The sequence below is a fragment of the Pseudomonas benzopyrenica genome, assembly GCF_036884265.1.
Classification (GTDB): Bacteria; Pseudomonadota; Gammaproteobacteria; order Pseudomonadales; family Pseudomonadaceae; genus Chryseomonas; species Chryseomonas benzopyrenica.
Map to the genome: position 1 here is coordinate 331,611 of NZ_CP145723.1, position 14,420 is coordinate 346,030.

Here is a 14,420-nt window from a genome sequence, read left to right on the forward strand (position 1 = left end):
CGGTGGTACTCGCCCGTTTCGTCGGCGGTCTTGCACCGCCCGTACCCTGGTAAATGAGCAGGGGTGGCAGTACGCCAGGGTGCGCTTTAATGTCGCGCACCTCTGGTCGGTTGGCGCCGTTTCTTTGACTCGTTTACGGGGAAGCGTGCAGGGAATGTCTACCGGCCTGGACGCTATACACTAGAAAAGGGCTGAACCCATGAGCACTACTCTCACCGCTGGCGGCGCCGCTTCGGCACGTCCGGCTTTCCTGTCCAAGGAGCGCATCGTCGCCCGGCCCGGTTTCAACCGCTGGCTGGTCCCGCCGGCCGCTCTGGCCATCCACCTGTGCATCGGCATGGCCTATGGCTTCTCGGTCTTCTGGCTGCCGCTGTCCAAGGCGATCGGCATCACCGCCGCCGTGGCCTGCCCGGTCGAGATGGGCTTCTTCGAACAGATCTTCAGTGCCACCTGTGACTGGAAGATCTCTCAGCTCGGCTGGATCTACACCCTGTTCTTCATCTTCCTCGGCTGCTCGGCCGCCCTGTTCGGTGGCTGGCTGGAGCACGCCGGTCCGCGCAAGGCCGGCGTCGTCTCGGCGCTGTGCTGGTGCGGTGGTCTGCTGATCTCCGCCCTGGGCATCTATACCCACCAGATCTGGATGCTGTGGCTGGGTTCGGGCGTAATTGGCGGTATCGGTCTGGGCCTGGGCTACATCTCGCCGGTGTCGACCCTGATCAAGTGGTTCCCGGACAAGCGCGGCATGGCGACCGGCATGGCCATCATGGGCTTTGGTGGCGGCGCCATGGTGGGTGCACCTCTGGCCGATGCCCTGATGCGGCACTTCGCGTCGGCCACCGAAATCGGTGTCTGGCAGACCTTCCTGGTCATGGCGGTGATCTACTTCGTGTTCATGATGAGCGGCGCCCTGGGCTACCGCGTGCCGCCGACCGGCTGGAAGCCCGCCGGTTGGACGCCGTCCACCAAGAAGGCCGGCAGCAACATGATCACCAATCGCCACGTCCACGTGAGCAAGATCTGGGGCATCCCGCAATTCTGGCTGGTCTGGGCCGTGCTCTGCCTGAACGTGACCGCCGGCATCGGCATCATCGGCATGGCTTCGCCGCTCCTGCAGGAAGTCTTCGGTGGTCGTCTGCTGGGCAACGGCCTGGCCTACGGTGAACTCAGCGCCGATCAGCTCAAGCAGATCGCCGCCATCGCCGCCGGCTTCACCGGTCTGCTGAGCCTGTTCAACATCGGCGGGCGTTTCTTCTGGGCATCCTTCTCCGATTACATCGGTCGCAAGATGACCTACTTCGTCTTCTTCACCCTGGGCTTCGTGCTCTATGCCATCGTGCCCTGGACCGGTCACCTGGGCAGCGTGGCGCTGTTCGTCTTTGCCTTCTGCCTGATCCTGTCCATGTACGGCGGTGGTTTCGCCACCGTGCCGGCCTACCTCGCCGACCTGTTCGGTACCCAGATGGTCGGCGCCATTCACGGTCGCCTGCTCACCGCCTGGGCCGCCGCCGGCGTCTTCGGTCCGGTGCTGGTCAACTACCTGCGCGAGTACCAGCTGAGCATGGGCATCCCCCGTGCCCAGGTGTACGACATCACCCTGTACATCCTGGCCGGTCTGCTGGTGCTGGGCTTCCTCTGCAACCTGATGGTGCGCCCGGTGGCCGACAAGCACTTCATGACCGAGGCCGAACTCGCCGTCGAGCGCGCCAATGGCCACGACAGCAATGCTGGCAGCGCCCAGGTGCTGGAGTGGAGCGCCGATCCCAAGACCAAGCCGCTGGCCATCGCCGCCTGGCTGGCCGTGGGCATCCCGCTGGCCTGGGGTATCTGGATCACCCTGCAAAAGACCGCCGCGCTGTTCAGCTGAGTCACAGCCGAATCAAGCGGTAACGGGGCGTCCCCACGCGGGCGCCCCTGGCGGTGGGACGCCTCGTCCCGCCGCGCTTTCGATCCAGTCCTCGCGCCCCTATAATATCGGCCCTTTCGCCCACCGATTTTCGCGGAGCAGGCTATGGCCGAACGCAAGGCAACCGTCGAGCGCAACACCTTGGAAACCCAGGTCAAGGTATCCCTGGATCTGGACGGCACGGGCGCGGCGCGCTTCGACACCGGGGTCCCCTTCCTCGAGCACATGCTCGACCAGATCGCCCGCCATGGGCTGATCGACCTCGATATCCACTGCCGCGGCGACCTGCACATCGACGACCACCACACGGTGGAAGACATCGGCATCACCCTCGGCCAGGCCTTCGCCAAGGCCGTCGGCGACAAGAAGGGCATCCAGCGCTATGGCCATGCATATGTGCCCCTGGACGAGGCCCTGTCACGCGTCGTCATCGACTTCTCCGGCCGGCCCGGCCTGCACTGGAACGTGCCCTTCACCCGCGCCACCGTGGGCCGCATGGACGTCGATCTGTTCCTCGAATTCTTCCAGGGCTTCACCAACCACGCCCAGGTGACCCTGCACGTCGACAACCTGCGCGGGGTCAATAGCCACCACCAGATCGAGACGGTGTTCAAGGCCTTTGGCCGCGCCCTGCGCATGGCCCTTGCCGAAGATCCGCGCATGGCCGGTGTCATGCCCTCCACCAAGGGGTGCCTGTGATGCAGACGGTAGCCGTCATCGACTATGGCATGGGCAACCTGCACTCCGTGGCCAAGGCCCTGGAGCATGCCGGTAGCCACCAGGTGCTGGTGACCGGCGATCCCGCGGTGATCCGCGAGGCGGACCGCATCGTCCTGCCCGGCGTCGGCGCCATCCGCGACTGCATGGCCGAGATCCGCCGCCAGGGCATCGATGAACTGGTCCGCGAAGTCAGCCAGGATCGTCCCTTCCTCGGCGTCTGCGTCGGCATGCAGGCGCTGATGCAGCGCAGCGAAGAGAACGGCGGGGTGGACTGCATCGGCCTGTTCCCCGGCGCCGTGCGGCGTTTCCCGGGCGGCATGCAGGAAGAGGGCGAGACCCTCAAGGTGCCGCACATGGGCTGGAACGAGGTCAGCCACGTGCTCGACCATCCGCTCTGGCACGGCATCCCCGATCGCGCCCGCTTCTATTTCGTGCACAGCTTCTATGTCGAGGCCGGCAATCCGCGCCAGGTGGTCGGGCGCGGCCATTACGGCCTGGACTTCGCCGCGGCGCTGGCCGACGGCTCGCGCTTCGCCACCCAGTTCCACCCCGAGAAGAGCGCCGACTGCGGTCTGCAACTCTATGCCAACTTCCTCGCCTGGGACGGCCGCTGGTAATGGCGCGCAAGCCGCCCGCGCCGCTGGTGACGCTCGAACCCGAGCAGAGCCAGCGCCTGGTCACGGCCTTGCAGACCCTGCTGGACGATCGCTTCGAGGTCCGCCTGGGGCGGTTCGAAGTCGAGGAGCTGCTGGATTTCTTCGCCCGCGAGTGCGGGCCGCTGTACTACAACAAGGCGGTTGCCGACGTGCAGGCCCTGCTCAGGGAGCGTGTCGACAGCCTGGAAAGCGACATCTGGGCGCTGGAAAAGCCCTAGACCGCCCTCACCCCCGAGCCAAGGTATTGCCATGCTGATCATCCCCGCCATCGACCTCAAGGACGGCGCCTGCGTCCGCCTGCGCCAGGGGCGCATGGAAGACTCCACCGTGTTCTCCGACGATCCCGTGGCCATGGCCGCCCAGTGGGTCGACGGCGGCTGCCGCCGGCTGCACCTGGTGGATCTCAACGGCGCCTTCGAGGGCCAGCCGGTCAATGGCGAGGTGGTCACCGCCATCGCCAAGCGCTATCCCGGCCTGCCGATCCAGATCGGCGGCGGCATCCGCTCGCTGGAGACCATCGAGCACTATGTGCGTGCCGGCGTCAGCTACGTGATCATCGGCACCAAGGCGGTCAAGCAACCGGAATTCGTCGGTGAAGCCTGCCGCGCCTTCCCGGGCAAGGTCATCGTCGGCCTGGACGCCAAGGACGGCTTCGTCGCCACCGACGGCTGGGCCGAGGTCAGCGAACTGCAGGTCACCGACCTGGCTCGCCGCTTCGAAGCCGACGGCGTCAGCGCCATCGTCTACACTGACATCGCCCGCGACGGCATGATGCAGGGCTGCAACGTGCCGGCCACCCGCGCCCTGGCCGAAGCCACCAGCATCCCGGTGATCGCCTCCGGCGGCATCCACAACCTGGGTGACATCCAGAACCTGCTCGACGCCCGCAGCCCGGGCATCATCGGCGCCATCACCGGCCGGGCGATCTACGAGGGCACCCTCGACGTCGCCGAGGCCCAGGCGCTGTGCGACAACTTCAAGGTCTGAGGACTCAGTCATGGCGCTGGCGAAACGCATCATCCCCTGCCTGGACGTGGACAATGGCCGCGTGGTCAAGGGCGTCAAGTTCGAGAACATCCGCGATGCCGGTGATCCGGTGGAGATTGCCCGCCGCTACAACGAGCAGGGCGCCGACGAGATCACCTTTCTCGACATCACCGCCAGCCATCAGGGCCGCGACACCACCCTGCACACCGTGGAACGCATGGCCAGCCAGGTGTTCATCCCGCTGACCGTGGGCGGCGGCGTGCGCACCGTGCAGGACATCCGCAACCTGCTCAACGCCGGTGCCGACAAGGTCTCGATCAACACCGCGGCGGTCTTCACCCCCGAGTTCGTCGGCGAAGCCGCGGCGCGCTTCGGTTCCCAGTGCATCGTGGTGGCCATCGACGCCAAGCGCGTCAGCGGCCCCGACGAAACCCCGCGCTGGGAGATCTTCACCCATGGCGGGCGCAAGCCCACCGGCCTCGATGCCGTGGCCTGGGCGCAGAAGATGGAAGGCCTGGGCGCCGGCGAGATCCTGCTCACCAGCATGGACCAGGACGGCATGAAGAACGGCTTCGACCTGGGCGTGACCCGCGCCGTCAGCGAGGCGGTGGGCATCCCGGTGATCGCCTCCGGTGGCGTCGGCAATCTGCAGCACCTGGCCGACGGCATCCTCGAAGGCAAGGCCTCTGCGGTGCTGGCCGCGAGCATCTTCCATTTCGGCGAATGCACCATTCCCGAGGCTAAACGGTACCTGGCCGAAAAAGGGATTGTGATACGCTCCACAAAATCTTAAGCACCGGCGGGGCCGGCAGGGAGAGGGGCGTGCGCAAGGGAGTCTGGGCCTGCTTGGCCGGTTTGCTGCTGGTATCCACCGCGGTCAGGGCGGAGCTTCCGGCGGGTTATCAGCTGACACTGCTGACGGAAAACTTCCCGCCCTACAACTTCTCCGTCGATGGCAAGAATTTCGCTCGCGAAGGCGACCTCAAGGGCATCGCCGTCGACATGGTCCGCGAGATGTGCACGCGGGCCGGCATCTCCTACAACCTCACCCTGAGATTTCCCTGGGAGCGGATCTACGGCATGGCCCTGGATCAGCCCGACCATGGCGTCTTCGTCACCGCCCGGCTGCCGGAGCGCGAGGCCCTGTTCAAGTGGGTCGGTCCCATCGGCCCGGACGATTGGGTCCTGCTCGGTCGCGCCGACAGCCACCTGCAGCTGCGCAGCCTGGACGACGTCCGCAAGCAGCAGCTCAGGATCGGCGCCTACAAGGGCGACGCCATCGCCGAGAGTCTCGTTCAGCAGGGTTTCCAGCCGGATCTTGCGCTGCGTGATCAGGAAAACGTGCAGCGCCTGGTCAAGGGACAGATCGATGTCTGGGCCACCGGTGATCCCGCCGGCCGCTATCTGGCCCGCCAGGAAGACGTGACCGGACTCAAGATGCTGCTGCGCTTCAACAGCGGCGAGCTGTTCCTGGCGCTGAACAAGCAGACCCCCGACGAGGTGGTACAGAAGCTGCAGAAGGCCCTCGACGAGATGCGCCAGAGCGGCGCGGTTCAGACCATCTTCAATCGTTATCTGTGATCCCGGCGGGCCGAGCGATCGGCGCGGACGGTCGCCTGAGGAGAGAGCTATGCGCAAGTCCTGGTTGGCCATCGCCGCCGTACTGTTGAGTTGCACCCTCAGCCTGGAGACAGCCCGGGCGGAATTGCCAGCGGGCTATCGCGTGGTACTGCTGACCGAGAACTTCCCGCCCTTCAACATGGCGGTGGACGACAAGAACTTCGCGCGTGACGACGCCATCGACGGCATCAGCGCCGATCTGGTGCGCGAGATGTTCAAGCGCGCCGGGATCGACTACAACCTCTCGCTGCGCTTTCCCTGGGATCGCATCTACAACCTGACCCTGGAAAGCCCCAACTACGCGCTGTTCTCCGTGTCGCGCACCGAGTCCAGGCTGCCGCTATTCAAGTGGGTCGGGCCGCTGGGCAAGACCCGCAAGGTGTTCATGGCGCTGGCCGGCAGCACCCTCAAGGTGCCAGACCTGGCCACGGCAGCCCGGCTGCGCGTCGGTGCCTACAAGAATTCCGCCGTGAGCCTGATGATTCAGGAAAAGGGCATCGTCCCCATCGATGCCCTGCGTGATCAGGAGAACATCGCCAAGTTGCAGAAGGGCGAGATCGACGTCTGGGCCACCACCGACGTGGTCGCCCGTTACCTGGCCAAGCAGCAGGGCGTCAGCAACCTGCAGACCCTGCTCAGCTTCCAGGAATCCGACCTCTACCTGGCCCTGAACAAGGACACCCCCGACGAGGTGGTGACCCGCCTGCAGCAGGCCCTGGATGCCATGCGCCGCGAAGGCCTGGTCGACAGCATTACCAACAACTATCTCTAGTGCGGCGTTGCGTGGCGGGCGCCTGGCGAGTTGCGCTGGAGGTGAGCATTCGCCAGCGCACTGTCTGCACGCGAGCTGCCAGGGGTTCCGCATTGGCCCGGCAGCTGGACGGGGCCGCGAAGCCTTGACGACCGCGGTGAGGCCAGCCGCAGTGAGCGCTGAACGTTGTAAAGGGATACTCAACGAAACCTCGGGAATGCGGCCTTGTGTCGCCAGGGAGTTGCAATGCAAAAGCTGTGGTTGCGTCTTGCAGGGGTACTGCTGGGTTGCACGCTGGGCTTGACCCAGGCCCGTGCCGAGCTGCCGGATTACTATCAGGTCGTGCTCCTGACCGAAAATTATCCTCCCTTCAACATGTCGGTCGATGACAAGAACTTCGCCCGCGATGACGCCATCGACGGTATCGCCACCGATGTCGTCCGCGAGATGTTCAGGCGTGCGGGCATCAAGTACAGCCTTTCGCTGCGCTTCCCCTGGGACCGCATCTATCGGCTGACCCAGGAAACGCCCAACTACGGCCTCTTCTCCGTGGCCTACACCGAGGCGCGCAAGGATCAGTTCAAATGGGTGGGGCCCTTTGGCCGATCGAGCTGGACCCTGCAGGCGTTGCCTGGCAGCAAGCTGGACGTCAAGACGCTCAAGGACGCCGCCCGCTATCGCATCGGTACCTATCGCAACGATGTGATCAGCAAGACGCTGACCGCCCAGGGCATTCCGGTCATCGACGCCCTGCGCGATCAGGAGAACGTCGACAAACTGGTGAAGGGCCAGATCGATATCTGGGCAACCGCCGATCCTGTCGGTCGCTATCTCGCCAAGCAGCAGGGGGTGACCGGCTTGCAGACGCTGCTGCGCTTCAACGAGGTGGATCAGTATCTGGCGCTGAACAAGGACACGCCTGACGAGGTGGTGATACGCCTCAGGGCGGCGCTGGAGCAGATGCGCAAGGAAGGGGTGATCGACAGCATCACCAACAACTACCTCTGACGCCTGGAGGCCGGTCGCTATCGCTAGCGATAGCGACCAGCGCGGCCGTGCCCGGCCATGGCCTGGTTGGCACGCAGGGCGATCATCTGCGGCAGGTCGATGACCTCCACGCCCTGGGCCTTGAGCAGCGGCAACTGCTGGGCCAGCACCGCCAGAGTCGCCGGGTGCGGATGGCCGATCAGTACGGCGCTGCCCTGGCGCTTGGCCAGACGCACGCCTTCGGCCAGTTGCGCGGCCACGGCTGCCGGAGTCGCCTCGTTGTCCAGGAAGACATCGCGCGAGACGCTGGCCAGGCCGATCTTCTGGGCCTCCGCGGCGGCCACGGTGGCAGCGCTGGTGCGGCTGTCGAGAAACAGCAGGTGGCGCTCCTGCAGGACCTGCATCAACTCGGCCATGGCGGGGCGGTCCGCGGTCATGCGACTGCCTTCATGATTGTTCACCCCATCCGCCTCGGGTACCCGTTCCAGCGCCCGATCCAGGCGTTGCAGGCGCTCGGCCGAGGCCATCTCCGGATGCCAGGCATAGGGACCGCCGGCCGGGTCCATGGGCAGGTGCAGCAGCACGGTGCGCCCGGCGCGATGGGCCTCGGCGGCCAGCTCCGCGGCGTAGCGGGTCTCGGGGATGATGGCCAGGACCACCGGCGCGGGTAGCGCCAGGACCTGGCGATCCCGGGCCGGATTCTGGCCGAGATCGTCGATGACGATGGTCAGCTGCGCGGTGGCGGCCTGGGCCAGACCGCTGGCCAGGGCGAGCGCCCCGGCCAGTAGCCAACGTCCCATCCTCACGGGGTATGGGTGACGTTGAGCCCCTTGAGCAGCGACAGCGCCTGGGAGAGCTGAAAGTCGTCATCCTGCGGCCGCGGACTCTGGTTGGGCGCCTTGCTGCCGGTGGGCCGATCGGCGCCGCCGTTGCCATTGCCCAGGTGACCGGCCAGATCCGCTTCGCGGAAGTATTCGTCGCCACCGCTCTGCGGGGTGACCTTGGCCGGCGCCACGGCGATGTCCGGGGTGATGCCCTGAGCCTGGATGGAGCGACCGTTCGGCGTGTAGTAGAGCGCCGTGGTGAGCTTGAGCGCCCGGTCGTTGTTGAGCGGCAGCACCGTCTGCACCGAGCCCTTGCCGAAGCTGTCGGTACCCATGAGGATGCCGCGCTTGGAATCCTGCAGGGCGCCAGCGACGATTTCCGCGGCCGAAGCACTGCCGCCGTTGATCAGCACCACCAGCGGTACCTTCTCGCTGGGGTCGGCGGCATCGGCCGAGAAGCGCAGTTCGGAATTGGGCAGGCGACCCTTGGTGTAGACGATCAGGCCATGGGTCATGAAGGCATCGGCCACCTCGACCGCCGACTGCAGCACCCCACCCGGGTTGTTGCGCAGGTCGAGGATCAGGCCCTTGAGCTTGCCCTTGTTTTCCTGGCGCAGCTTGGCGAGCGCCTTGACCGTCTCTTCGCCGGTGTTGACCTGGAACTGCGAGATGCGCAACAGGCCATAGCCGGATTCGAGCACCTGGCTCTTGACGCTGTTGACCTTGATCACCGCCCGCGCCAGCTTGACGTCGAACGGCTGGCCACCACCGCGGACGATGGTCAGTACGATGGGGCTGCCTGGCTTGCCGCGCATCTTGTCGACCGCTTCGTTGATGGCCTGGCCCTTGGTTGGCTGGCCGTCGATCTTGACGATCAGGTCGCCTGGTTGCAGGCGCGCCTTGGCCGCCGGGGTATCGTCGATGGGCGAGACCACCTTGATGAAGCCGTTTTCCTGGCCGACTTCCAGGCCCAGGCCGCCGAATTCACCGCTGGTGGTTTCCTGCAGCTCGGCGAAGTCCTTGGGTTCCAGGTAGGCCGAATGCGGATCCAGGTTGCTGAGCATGCCCTTGATGGCGTTTTCCAGCAGGACCTTGTCGGACACCGGCTCCACATAGGCCGCCTTGATGCGGTCGAACACCTCGGCAAAGGTGCGCAGCTCGTCCAAGGGCAGCGGAGCGCTGGCCGGAGCCGCGGGCGCGGTGCCCGATGCGACCGGCGTCACCGCAGCCGGCGTGCTCTGCGACGATTGCGCCTGGACGACTCCAACGCCGCTGAACAGCAGGGCGAGGACCAGGACGGTGGGACGAAAGCGATGCGGCATGTGCAGCTCCTAAACCGAGGTGTGTCGCACTATCCCTGAGCACGGCACCAGATGACCGGGTCCGTTGGGCGGCCCTGTTGGCGGATGGCGAAGTACAAGGCGGAGGCTTCCTGACCGCCGCTGGCGCCGACGGTCGCAATGGCATCTCCGGCCTTGACCACGTCACCTGCAGACTTGAGCAGGCTCTGATTATGTCCGTACAGGCTGAGATAGCCATTCCCATGATCGATGATAACCAGTTGGCCGGCGCCCCTTAGCCAGTCGGCGAAGACCACCCGGCCGTCGTGTACCGCCTTGACCCGGGTGCCGGCACCGGCGGCGATCAGGACACCGTCCCATTTCGCGCGGGGATCGTCGCCACGGGCACTGCCGAAACGGGCCACCAGGCGACCATCGACCGGCCAGGGCAGCTTGCCGCGCGCATTGGCGAAGGCACCGCCATAGGCAGGTGCTGCACTAGACACCGCCAGCTCCGGGGCGTTCGAGGGGCGCGGGGCTTTCGGCTCGCTTTGCGCCTGGCGCCGTGCCGCTTCCCGCGCCTGGGCGGCGCGAGCTTCGGCCAGTTGCCGTTGGCGGGCCTCCTCGGCTTCGCGGGCCTGGCGCGCGAGGGTTTCCTCGATGGTCTTGAGCACCTTGTTCAGGGCTGCCTGATCCTGCTCGCGGCTTTCGATCTCGCGACTCTTGTCGCGGTAGTCCGCATTGATCTTGGCCAGGGCTGCCTGGCGCTCCTTGCGCACCTCGGCCAGCTCCGCCTGACGCTTCTCCAGGTCTTCCCGACGCGCGACCAGCTCACCCTGTTCCTGCTGGATGCCCTGTTCCACCTCGCGCAATTCGCGCAGAGTGTCGTTGAAGCTGGCGAGCTGATCCAGGCGGGTGCGATTCAGGTAGTTGTAGTAGGTGAGGGTGCGACTGACCTTTTCCGGATGCTCCTGATTGAGCAGCAGCTTGAGGTATTCCTGGCGCCCGCTCTGGTAGGCGGCGCGCACTTGCACGGCGATCAGCTTCTGTTGCTCAGCGCGAGACTGGTCGAGCTTCTTCTTGCGCCCGTCCAGCTCTTGCAGCTTTTTTTCGCCGTTCTCCAGCTGCTTCTGCAGCGAGTCGACCTGCTTTTCCAACTCGCCCATCTGGGTCTCGGTGCCCTGCAGCTGCTTCTGCACGCCGGACTTCTCGGCCTGCACCTGCTTGAGTACCTTCTGCATCTCCTGGATTTCCCGGCGGGTCTGCTCGATCTGCCGCTGGGTGTCGGCGCGGTCGTCGGCCAGGGCGGGAGCGAGAACGCTGGCAAGCAGGAAAAGGGCAAGAACAGGGCGCATGCGAGGTCGTACGTTTCAAGGGCGAAGCGCCTAGTATGCCCGTCACATCCGGCAAAAAAAACGGCAAGGCACGCCGTTCAGCGTTCACGGCCCGACCAGGCGGCCAGGCTGCGAACGAGGGGGCATTTCTGTTTCAGTAACCCACGGTGAAACGGGTGCGGTGGTGGACAGGCCGTTCGGCCTCGTCCAGCAGGGCCACGGCGAAGTCCTCGTAGGAGATATGGCTGTCACCGGCTGCATCGAACAGCAGGGCATCGTCGCCCAGGCGGAAGCTACCGGTACGCTCGCCGGGCGCGAAGACCATCTGCGGACTGACGAAAACCCAATCGAGGTCGCTGACTCCGCGCAGGGCGTCCAGGGTGGCGATGCCGGCTCCGGCTTCAGTGCGGTATTCCGCGGGAAAGCCAGGGGCGTCGAACAGTCGCGCGCCGTCCGGCAGGCGCAGGCTGGCGGCGCCGCCGACGATCAGCAGGCGCGGGATGCCGGTGGCCCGGGCGAAGTCGATCAGGGTGCCTGGTGCTATGTCGGCGAATCTCAGGCTGCTGATCAACACCTCGTGACCGGCCAGGGCCTTGGCGGCCCGCGGATCGGTGACATCGCCGGCGACCACGGTCAGGCCGGCGCGGGACGCCAGGCGCGCGGGATCCCGTACCAGGGTGGTGACCTGGTGGCCGCGGGAGAGGGCTTCGTCGAGCAGACGGCTGCCGACGTTGCCGGTGGCGCCGAGCAGGGCGATGGAGGTCATGGCTTGGATTCCTCGGAAATGAAGGGAAGCCAAGCCTAGGCAGAGCGGCGAAAGCCGCCAAGGAGGCAGTTTGAGATGAGCTGGTTACCTGCGGATAACCCGGGGTCGCCGAGGGTATGGCGCCATCGGGGGGCTGTGTATACTGGCCAGCATTTTTAGCCCTCCCTGGATAGCTCTTTCATTATGGAATTTCTCGGTCGGGTGGTCGAATTCGCCACCCATCATCCGCTTCTCGTCGCCGCCTTCCTCGCCATCGTCGCCCTGATGCTGTTCAACGAGACCCGTAGGGGCGGTCGCAGCCTGTCCACCGGCGAACTCACCAATCTGGTCAATCGCGAAGAGGGTGTGGTGCTCGACATCCGCCCGAGCAAGGACTTCGCCGCCGGGCATATCGTCGGCGCGCTGAACATCGCTCAGGAGAAAGTCGCCAGCAGCCTGTCTCTACTGGAGAAGCACAAGGCCAAGACCCTGATCGTGGTGGACAGTGCCGGCCAGCAAGCCGGTGCCGTGTGCGGCGAGCTGCAGAAGGCCGGCTTCACCGCCGCTCGACTGAATGGCGGTATCGCCACCTGGCGTGCAGAAAATCTGCCCCTGGTGAAGTGACCCCCTAGCGTGGCCGTTCCATCGGCCACTGGAGACCGCGCATGTCTGACGTCGTCATCTATACCAGCGCCTGGTGTCCCTATTGCCATCGTGCCAAGCACCTGCTCGATCGCAAGAACGTGGCCTATCGGGAAATTTCCGTCGACGGCCAGCCGGCGCTGCGCAGTGAAATGGCCCGCAAGGCCGGTCGCACCAGCGTGCCGCAGATCTGGGTCGGCAGCACCCACGTCGGCGGTTGCGACGACCTCTATGCCCTAGACCGAAGCGGGCGTCTCGATCCGCTGCTGTCCGCCTGACCAACACTCATCACTCAAGGCCCTACCATGACCGACCAAGCCAATGGCGCCCAGGAAGACGGCGCTCAGTTCTCTCTCCAGCGCATCTACATCCGTGACCTGTCCTTCGAAGCGCCCAAGAGCCCCGAGATCTTCCGTCAGGACTGGCAGCCCAACGTCAACCTGGACCTGGCCACTCGCCAGAAGACGCTGGGCGACGACTTCCACGAAGTGGTGCTGACCCTGACCGTGACCGTCAAGAACAACGAAGAGACCGCCTTCATCGCCGAAGTGCAGCAGGGTGGCATCTTCCTGATCAAGGGCCTGGACGCCGCGTCCATGGCCCATGCCCTGGGCGCCTTCTGCCCCAACATCCTGTTCCCCTACGCCCGTGAGGCGCTGGACAACATGGTGGTGCGTGGCTCCTTCCCCGCGCTGATGCTGCAGCCGGTGAACTTCGACGCCCTCTACGCCCAGGAACTGGCGCGCATGCAGACCGCTGGCGAAGCCTGATCGGCTCCACCGCGATGACGAACGCCCCTTGCGAGGGGCGTTCTGCTGTCTGGCCTCAGGTCTCTTGGGGAATGCCTAGGCCTTGTCTGCCTCTCGCTCGCGCGCCTTTGTGCTCGCTCTGAGCTTGCGGCTGGCGCGCCAGAGATCGAAGCTGAACACCGCAAGACCGGTCCAGATGCAGAGAAAGGCGAACAGCCGCTCACGGGGGAAGGGCTCGTCATAGAGCCAGACCGCCTGGATCAGCACCAGGGTCGGCGCCAGGTACTGCAAAAAGCCCAGGGTCGAATAGGGCAGCTTGCGCGCCGCGGCGTTGAAGCACAGCAGCGGGATCAGGGTGACCGGTCCGGCCAGCACGATCAGCAGGCCCAGGGAAGACTGCCAGGTCTCGGCCTGCAAGCTCACCCCAGGGGTCAGCAGCGGCAGCGCGACCAGGGCGATCGGCACCAGCATCCAGCTCTCCACCACCATGCCCGGCAGCGCGGCCACCGGCGTCTGCCGCCGCACCAGGCCATAGAAGGCGAAGCTCAGCGCCAGAGCCAGGGAGACCCAGGGCAGTTGCCCCAGGGTCCACAGCTGCTGGGCCACGCCGAGCACCGCCAGGCCCACGGCGATCCATTGCAGCGGGCGCAGGCGTTCACCGAGGAGCACCAGGGCGAGCAGGATGTTGACCAGCGGATTGATGTAGTAGCCCAGGCTGGCCTCGACCACGTGAGCGTTGTTGACCGCCCAGATGTAGACCAGCCAGTTGCAGGCCACCAGCGCGCCGGATACGGCCAGCCAAAGTAGCCGTTTGGGATGAGCGCGCAGCTCCGCCCACCAGCCGCGATGGCGCCAGACCAGCAGCAGCAGGGCGCTGAACAGGGCGGACCAGAGGATGCGCTGGAACAGGATCTCGGTCGCCGGCAGGGCCGCCAGCAGTTTGAAGAACAGCGGAAACAAGCCCCACAGCCCATAGGCGGTGAGGCCCAGGGCATAACCCTGGCGCAAGGCAGACATGAGGGATCCTTAGGCAGGCAACGTTCTTGTCCGGGCAGGATAGCTCAAGGGACGGCGGGATGTGGGCTGAGGTGGTGCGCTTGTGGTGTGACCGTCGCGACGGTCGATCGCGGCCATGGCGGTCCGCCAATGCGGCCGCTCGTACGAAAAGTCCGGTGCCTGTAGGAGCGGCCCATGGCCGCGATCAGTGTTGTAGCGTGGAAAA

At 65.7% G+C, this 14,420-nt stretch carries 17 protein-coding genes; 12 read left to right on the forward strand and 5 right to left on the reverse strand.

The genetic code is table 11. The features are described 5' to 3' along the window. Window positions 1–199: 199 nt before the first annotated feature. The 9 genes from V6W80_RS01590 to V6W80_RS01630 all read left to right on the forward strand — a co-directional run bounded on the left by V6W80_RS01590 (window position 200) and on the right by V6W80_RS01630 (window position 7,645). Entirely contained in the window at window positions 200–1,864 is a 1,665-nt protein-coding gene (locus tag V6W80_RS01590) for an OFA family MFS transporter (protein ID WP_017639564.1), read from the forward strand. A gap of 144 nt (window positions 1,865–2,008) precedes the next feature. Beyond that, window positions 2,009–2,602 carry an imidazoleglycerol-phosphate dehydratase HisB gene (gene hisB, locus V6W80_RS01595; protein ID WP_007159790.1) on the forward strand — a complete coding sequence of 198 codons (594 nt, stop codon included), beginning with the start codon at window positions 2,009–2,011 and terminating at the stop codon, window positions 2,600–2,602. Further along, the gene (gene hisH / locus V6W80_RS01600; RefSeq protein WP_007159789.1) at window positions 2,602–3,240 is read left to right on the forward strand and encodes an imidazole glycerol phosphate synthase subunit HisH; all 639 of its coding nucleotides are present in this window, start codon (window positions 2,602–2,604) and stop codon (window positions 3,238–3,240) included. The genes hisB and hisH overlap by 1 nt, the downstream gene beginning before the upstream one ends. Next, window positions 3,240–3,497 (forward strand): DUF2164 domain-containing protein, encoded by a 258-nt coding sequence (locus tag V6W80_RS01605; RefSeq protein WP_059228223.1) that lies wholly within the window; start codon window positions 3,240–3,242, stop codon window positions 3,495–3,497. Before hisH ends, V6W80_RS01605 begins: the two co-directional genes overlap by 1 nt. Window positions 3,498–3,528: 31 nt before the next feature. Next, a complete protein-coding gene (gene hisA, locus V6W80_RS01610; RefSeq protein WP_058768511.1) occupies window positions 3,529–4,266 on the forward strand; it encodes a 1-(5-phosphoribosyl)-5-[(5-phosphoribosylamino)methylideneamino]imidazole-4-carboxamide isomerase in 738 nt (245 codons plus the stop codon). A gap of 10 nt (window positions 4,267–4,276) precedes the next feature. Beyond that, window positions 4,277–5,059, forward strand: coding sequence for an imidazole glycerol phosphate synthase subunit HisF (gene hisF, locus V6W80_RS01615; RefSeq protein WP_017639560.1), 783 nt, complete (start codon window positions 4,277–4,279; stop codon window positions 5,057–5,059). 29 nt (window positions 5,060–5,088) lie between these two features. Further along, the gene (locus V6W80_RS01620; RefSeq protein WP_026083672.1) at window positions 5,089–5,847 is read left to right on the forward strand and encodes a substrate-binding periplasmic protein; all 759 of its coding nucleotides are present in this window, start codon (window positions 5,089–5,091) and stop codon (window positions 5,845–5,847) included. A 49-nt stretch (window positions 5,848–5,896) separates the two neighbouring features. Continuing rightward, window positions 5,897–6,658 (forward strand): substrate-binding periplasmic protein, encoded by a 762-nt coding sequence (locus V6W80_RS01625; protein WP_338545703.1) that lies wholly within the window; start codon window positions 5,897–5,899, stop codon window positions 6,656–6,658. 225 nt (window positions 6,659–6,883) lie between these two features. Continuing rightward, window positions 6,884–7,645: a substrate-binding periplasmic protein gene (locus V6W80_RS01630; RefSeq protein ID WP_257704730.1), complete on the forward strand. Its 762-nt coding sequence runs from the start codon at window positions 6,884–6,886 to the stop codon at window positions 7,643–7,645. Window positions 7,646–7,668: 23 nt separating this feature from the next. Here V6W80_RS01630 and V6W80_RS01635 read toward each other — a convergent pair whose 3' ends face one another. The 4 genes from V6W80_RS01635 to V6W80_RS01650 form a co-directional block, all read right to left on the reverse strand. Further along, window positions 7,669–8,424, reverse strand: coding sequence for a divergent polysaccharide deacetylase family protein (locus V6W80_RS01635; protein ID WP_338545704.1), 756 nt, complete (start codon window positions 8,422–8,424; stop codon window positions 7,669–7,671). 2 nt (window positions 8,425–8,426) lie between these two features. Next, window positions 8,427–9,770, reverse strand: coding sequence for a S41 family peptidase (locus tag V6W80_RS01640; protein WP_064306832.1), 1,344 nt, complete (start codon window positions 9,768–9,770; stop codon window positions 8,427–8,429). 29 nt (window positions 9,771–9,799) lie between these two features. Next, window positions 9,800–11,083 carry a murein hydrolase activator EnvC family protein gene (locus V6W80_RS01645; protein WP_017639554.1) on the reverse strand — a complete coding sequence of 428 codons (1,284 nt, stop codon included), beginning with the start codon at window positions 11,081–11,083 and terminating at the stop codon, window positions 9,800–9,802. 133 nt (window positions 11,084–11,216) lie between these two features. Continuing rightward, window positions 11,217–11,828 (reverse strand): NAD(P)-dependent oxidoreductase, encoded by a 612-nt coding sequence (locus V6W80_RS01650; RefSeq protein WP_338545705.1) that lies wholly within the window; start codon window positions 11,826–11,828, stop codon window positions 11,217–11,219. A gap of 183 nt (window positions 11,829–12,011) precedes the next feature. Here V6W80_RS01650 and V6W80_RS01655 point away from each other — a divergent pair, with 183 nt between their 5' ends. Genes V6W80_RS01655 through secB form a run of 3 tightly spaced genes read left to right on the forward strand, consistent with a single transcriptional unit; the run spans window position 12,012 to window position 13,219 of the window. Further along, window positions 12,012–12,431: a rhodanese-like domain-containing protein gene (locus V6W80_RS01655; RefSeq protein WP_017639552.1), complete on the forward strand. Its 420-nt coding sequence runs from the start codon at window positions 12,012–12,014 to the stop codon at window positions 12,429–12,431. A gap of 41 nt (window positions 12,432–12,472) precedes the next feature. Then, window positions 12,473–12,727 carry a glutaredoxin 3 gene (grxC, locus tag V6W80_RS01660; RefSeq protein ID WP_017639551.1) on the forward strand — a complete coding sequence of 85 codons (255 nt, stop codon included), beginning with the start codon at window positions 12,473–12,475 and terminating at the stop codon, window positions 12,725–12,727. 27 nt (window positions 12,728–12,754) lie between these two features. Further along, window positions 12,755–13,219: a protein-export chaperone SecB gene (gene secB / locus V6W80_RS01665; protein ID WP_007159775.1), complete on the forward strand. Its 465-nt coding sequence runs from the start codon at window positions 12,755–12,757 to the stop codon at window positions 13,217–13,219. A gap of 75 nt (window positions 13,220–13,294) precedes the next feature. On the opposite strand, the gene rarD is transcribed toward secB, so the two are convergent. Next, entirely contained in the window at window positions 13,295–14,215 is a 921-nt protein-coding gene (gene rarD / locus V6W80_RS01670) for an EamA family transporter RarD (protein ID WP_338545706.1), read from the reverse strand. Between the last annotated feature and the right edge of the window lie 205 nt (window positions 14,216–14,420).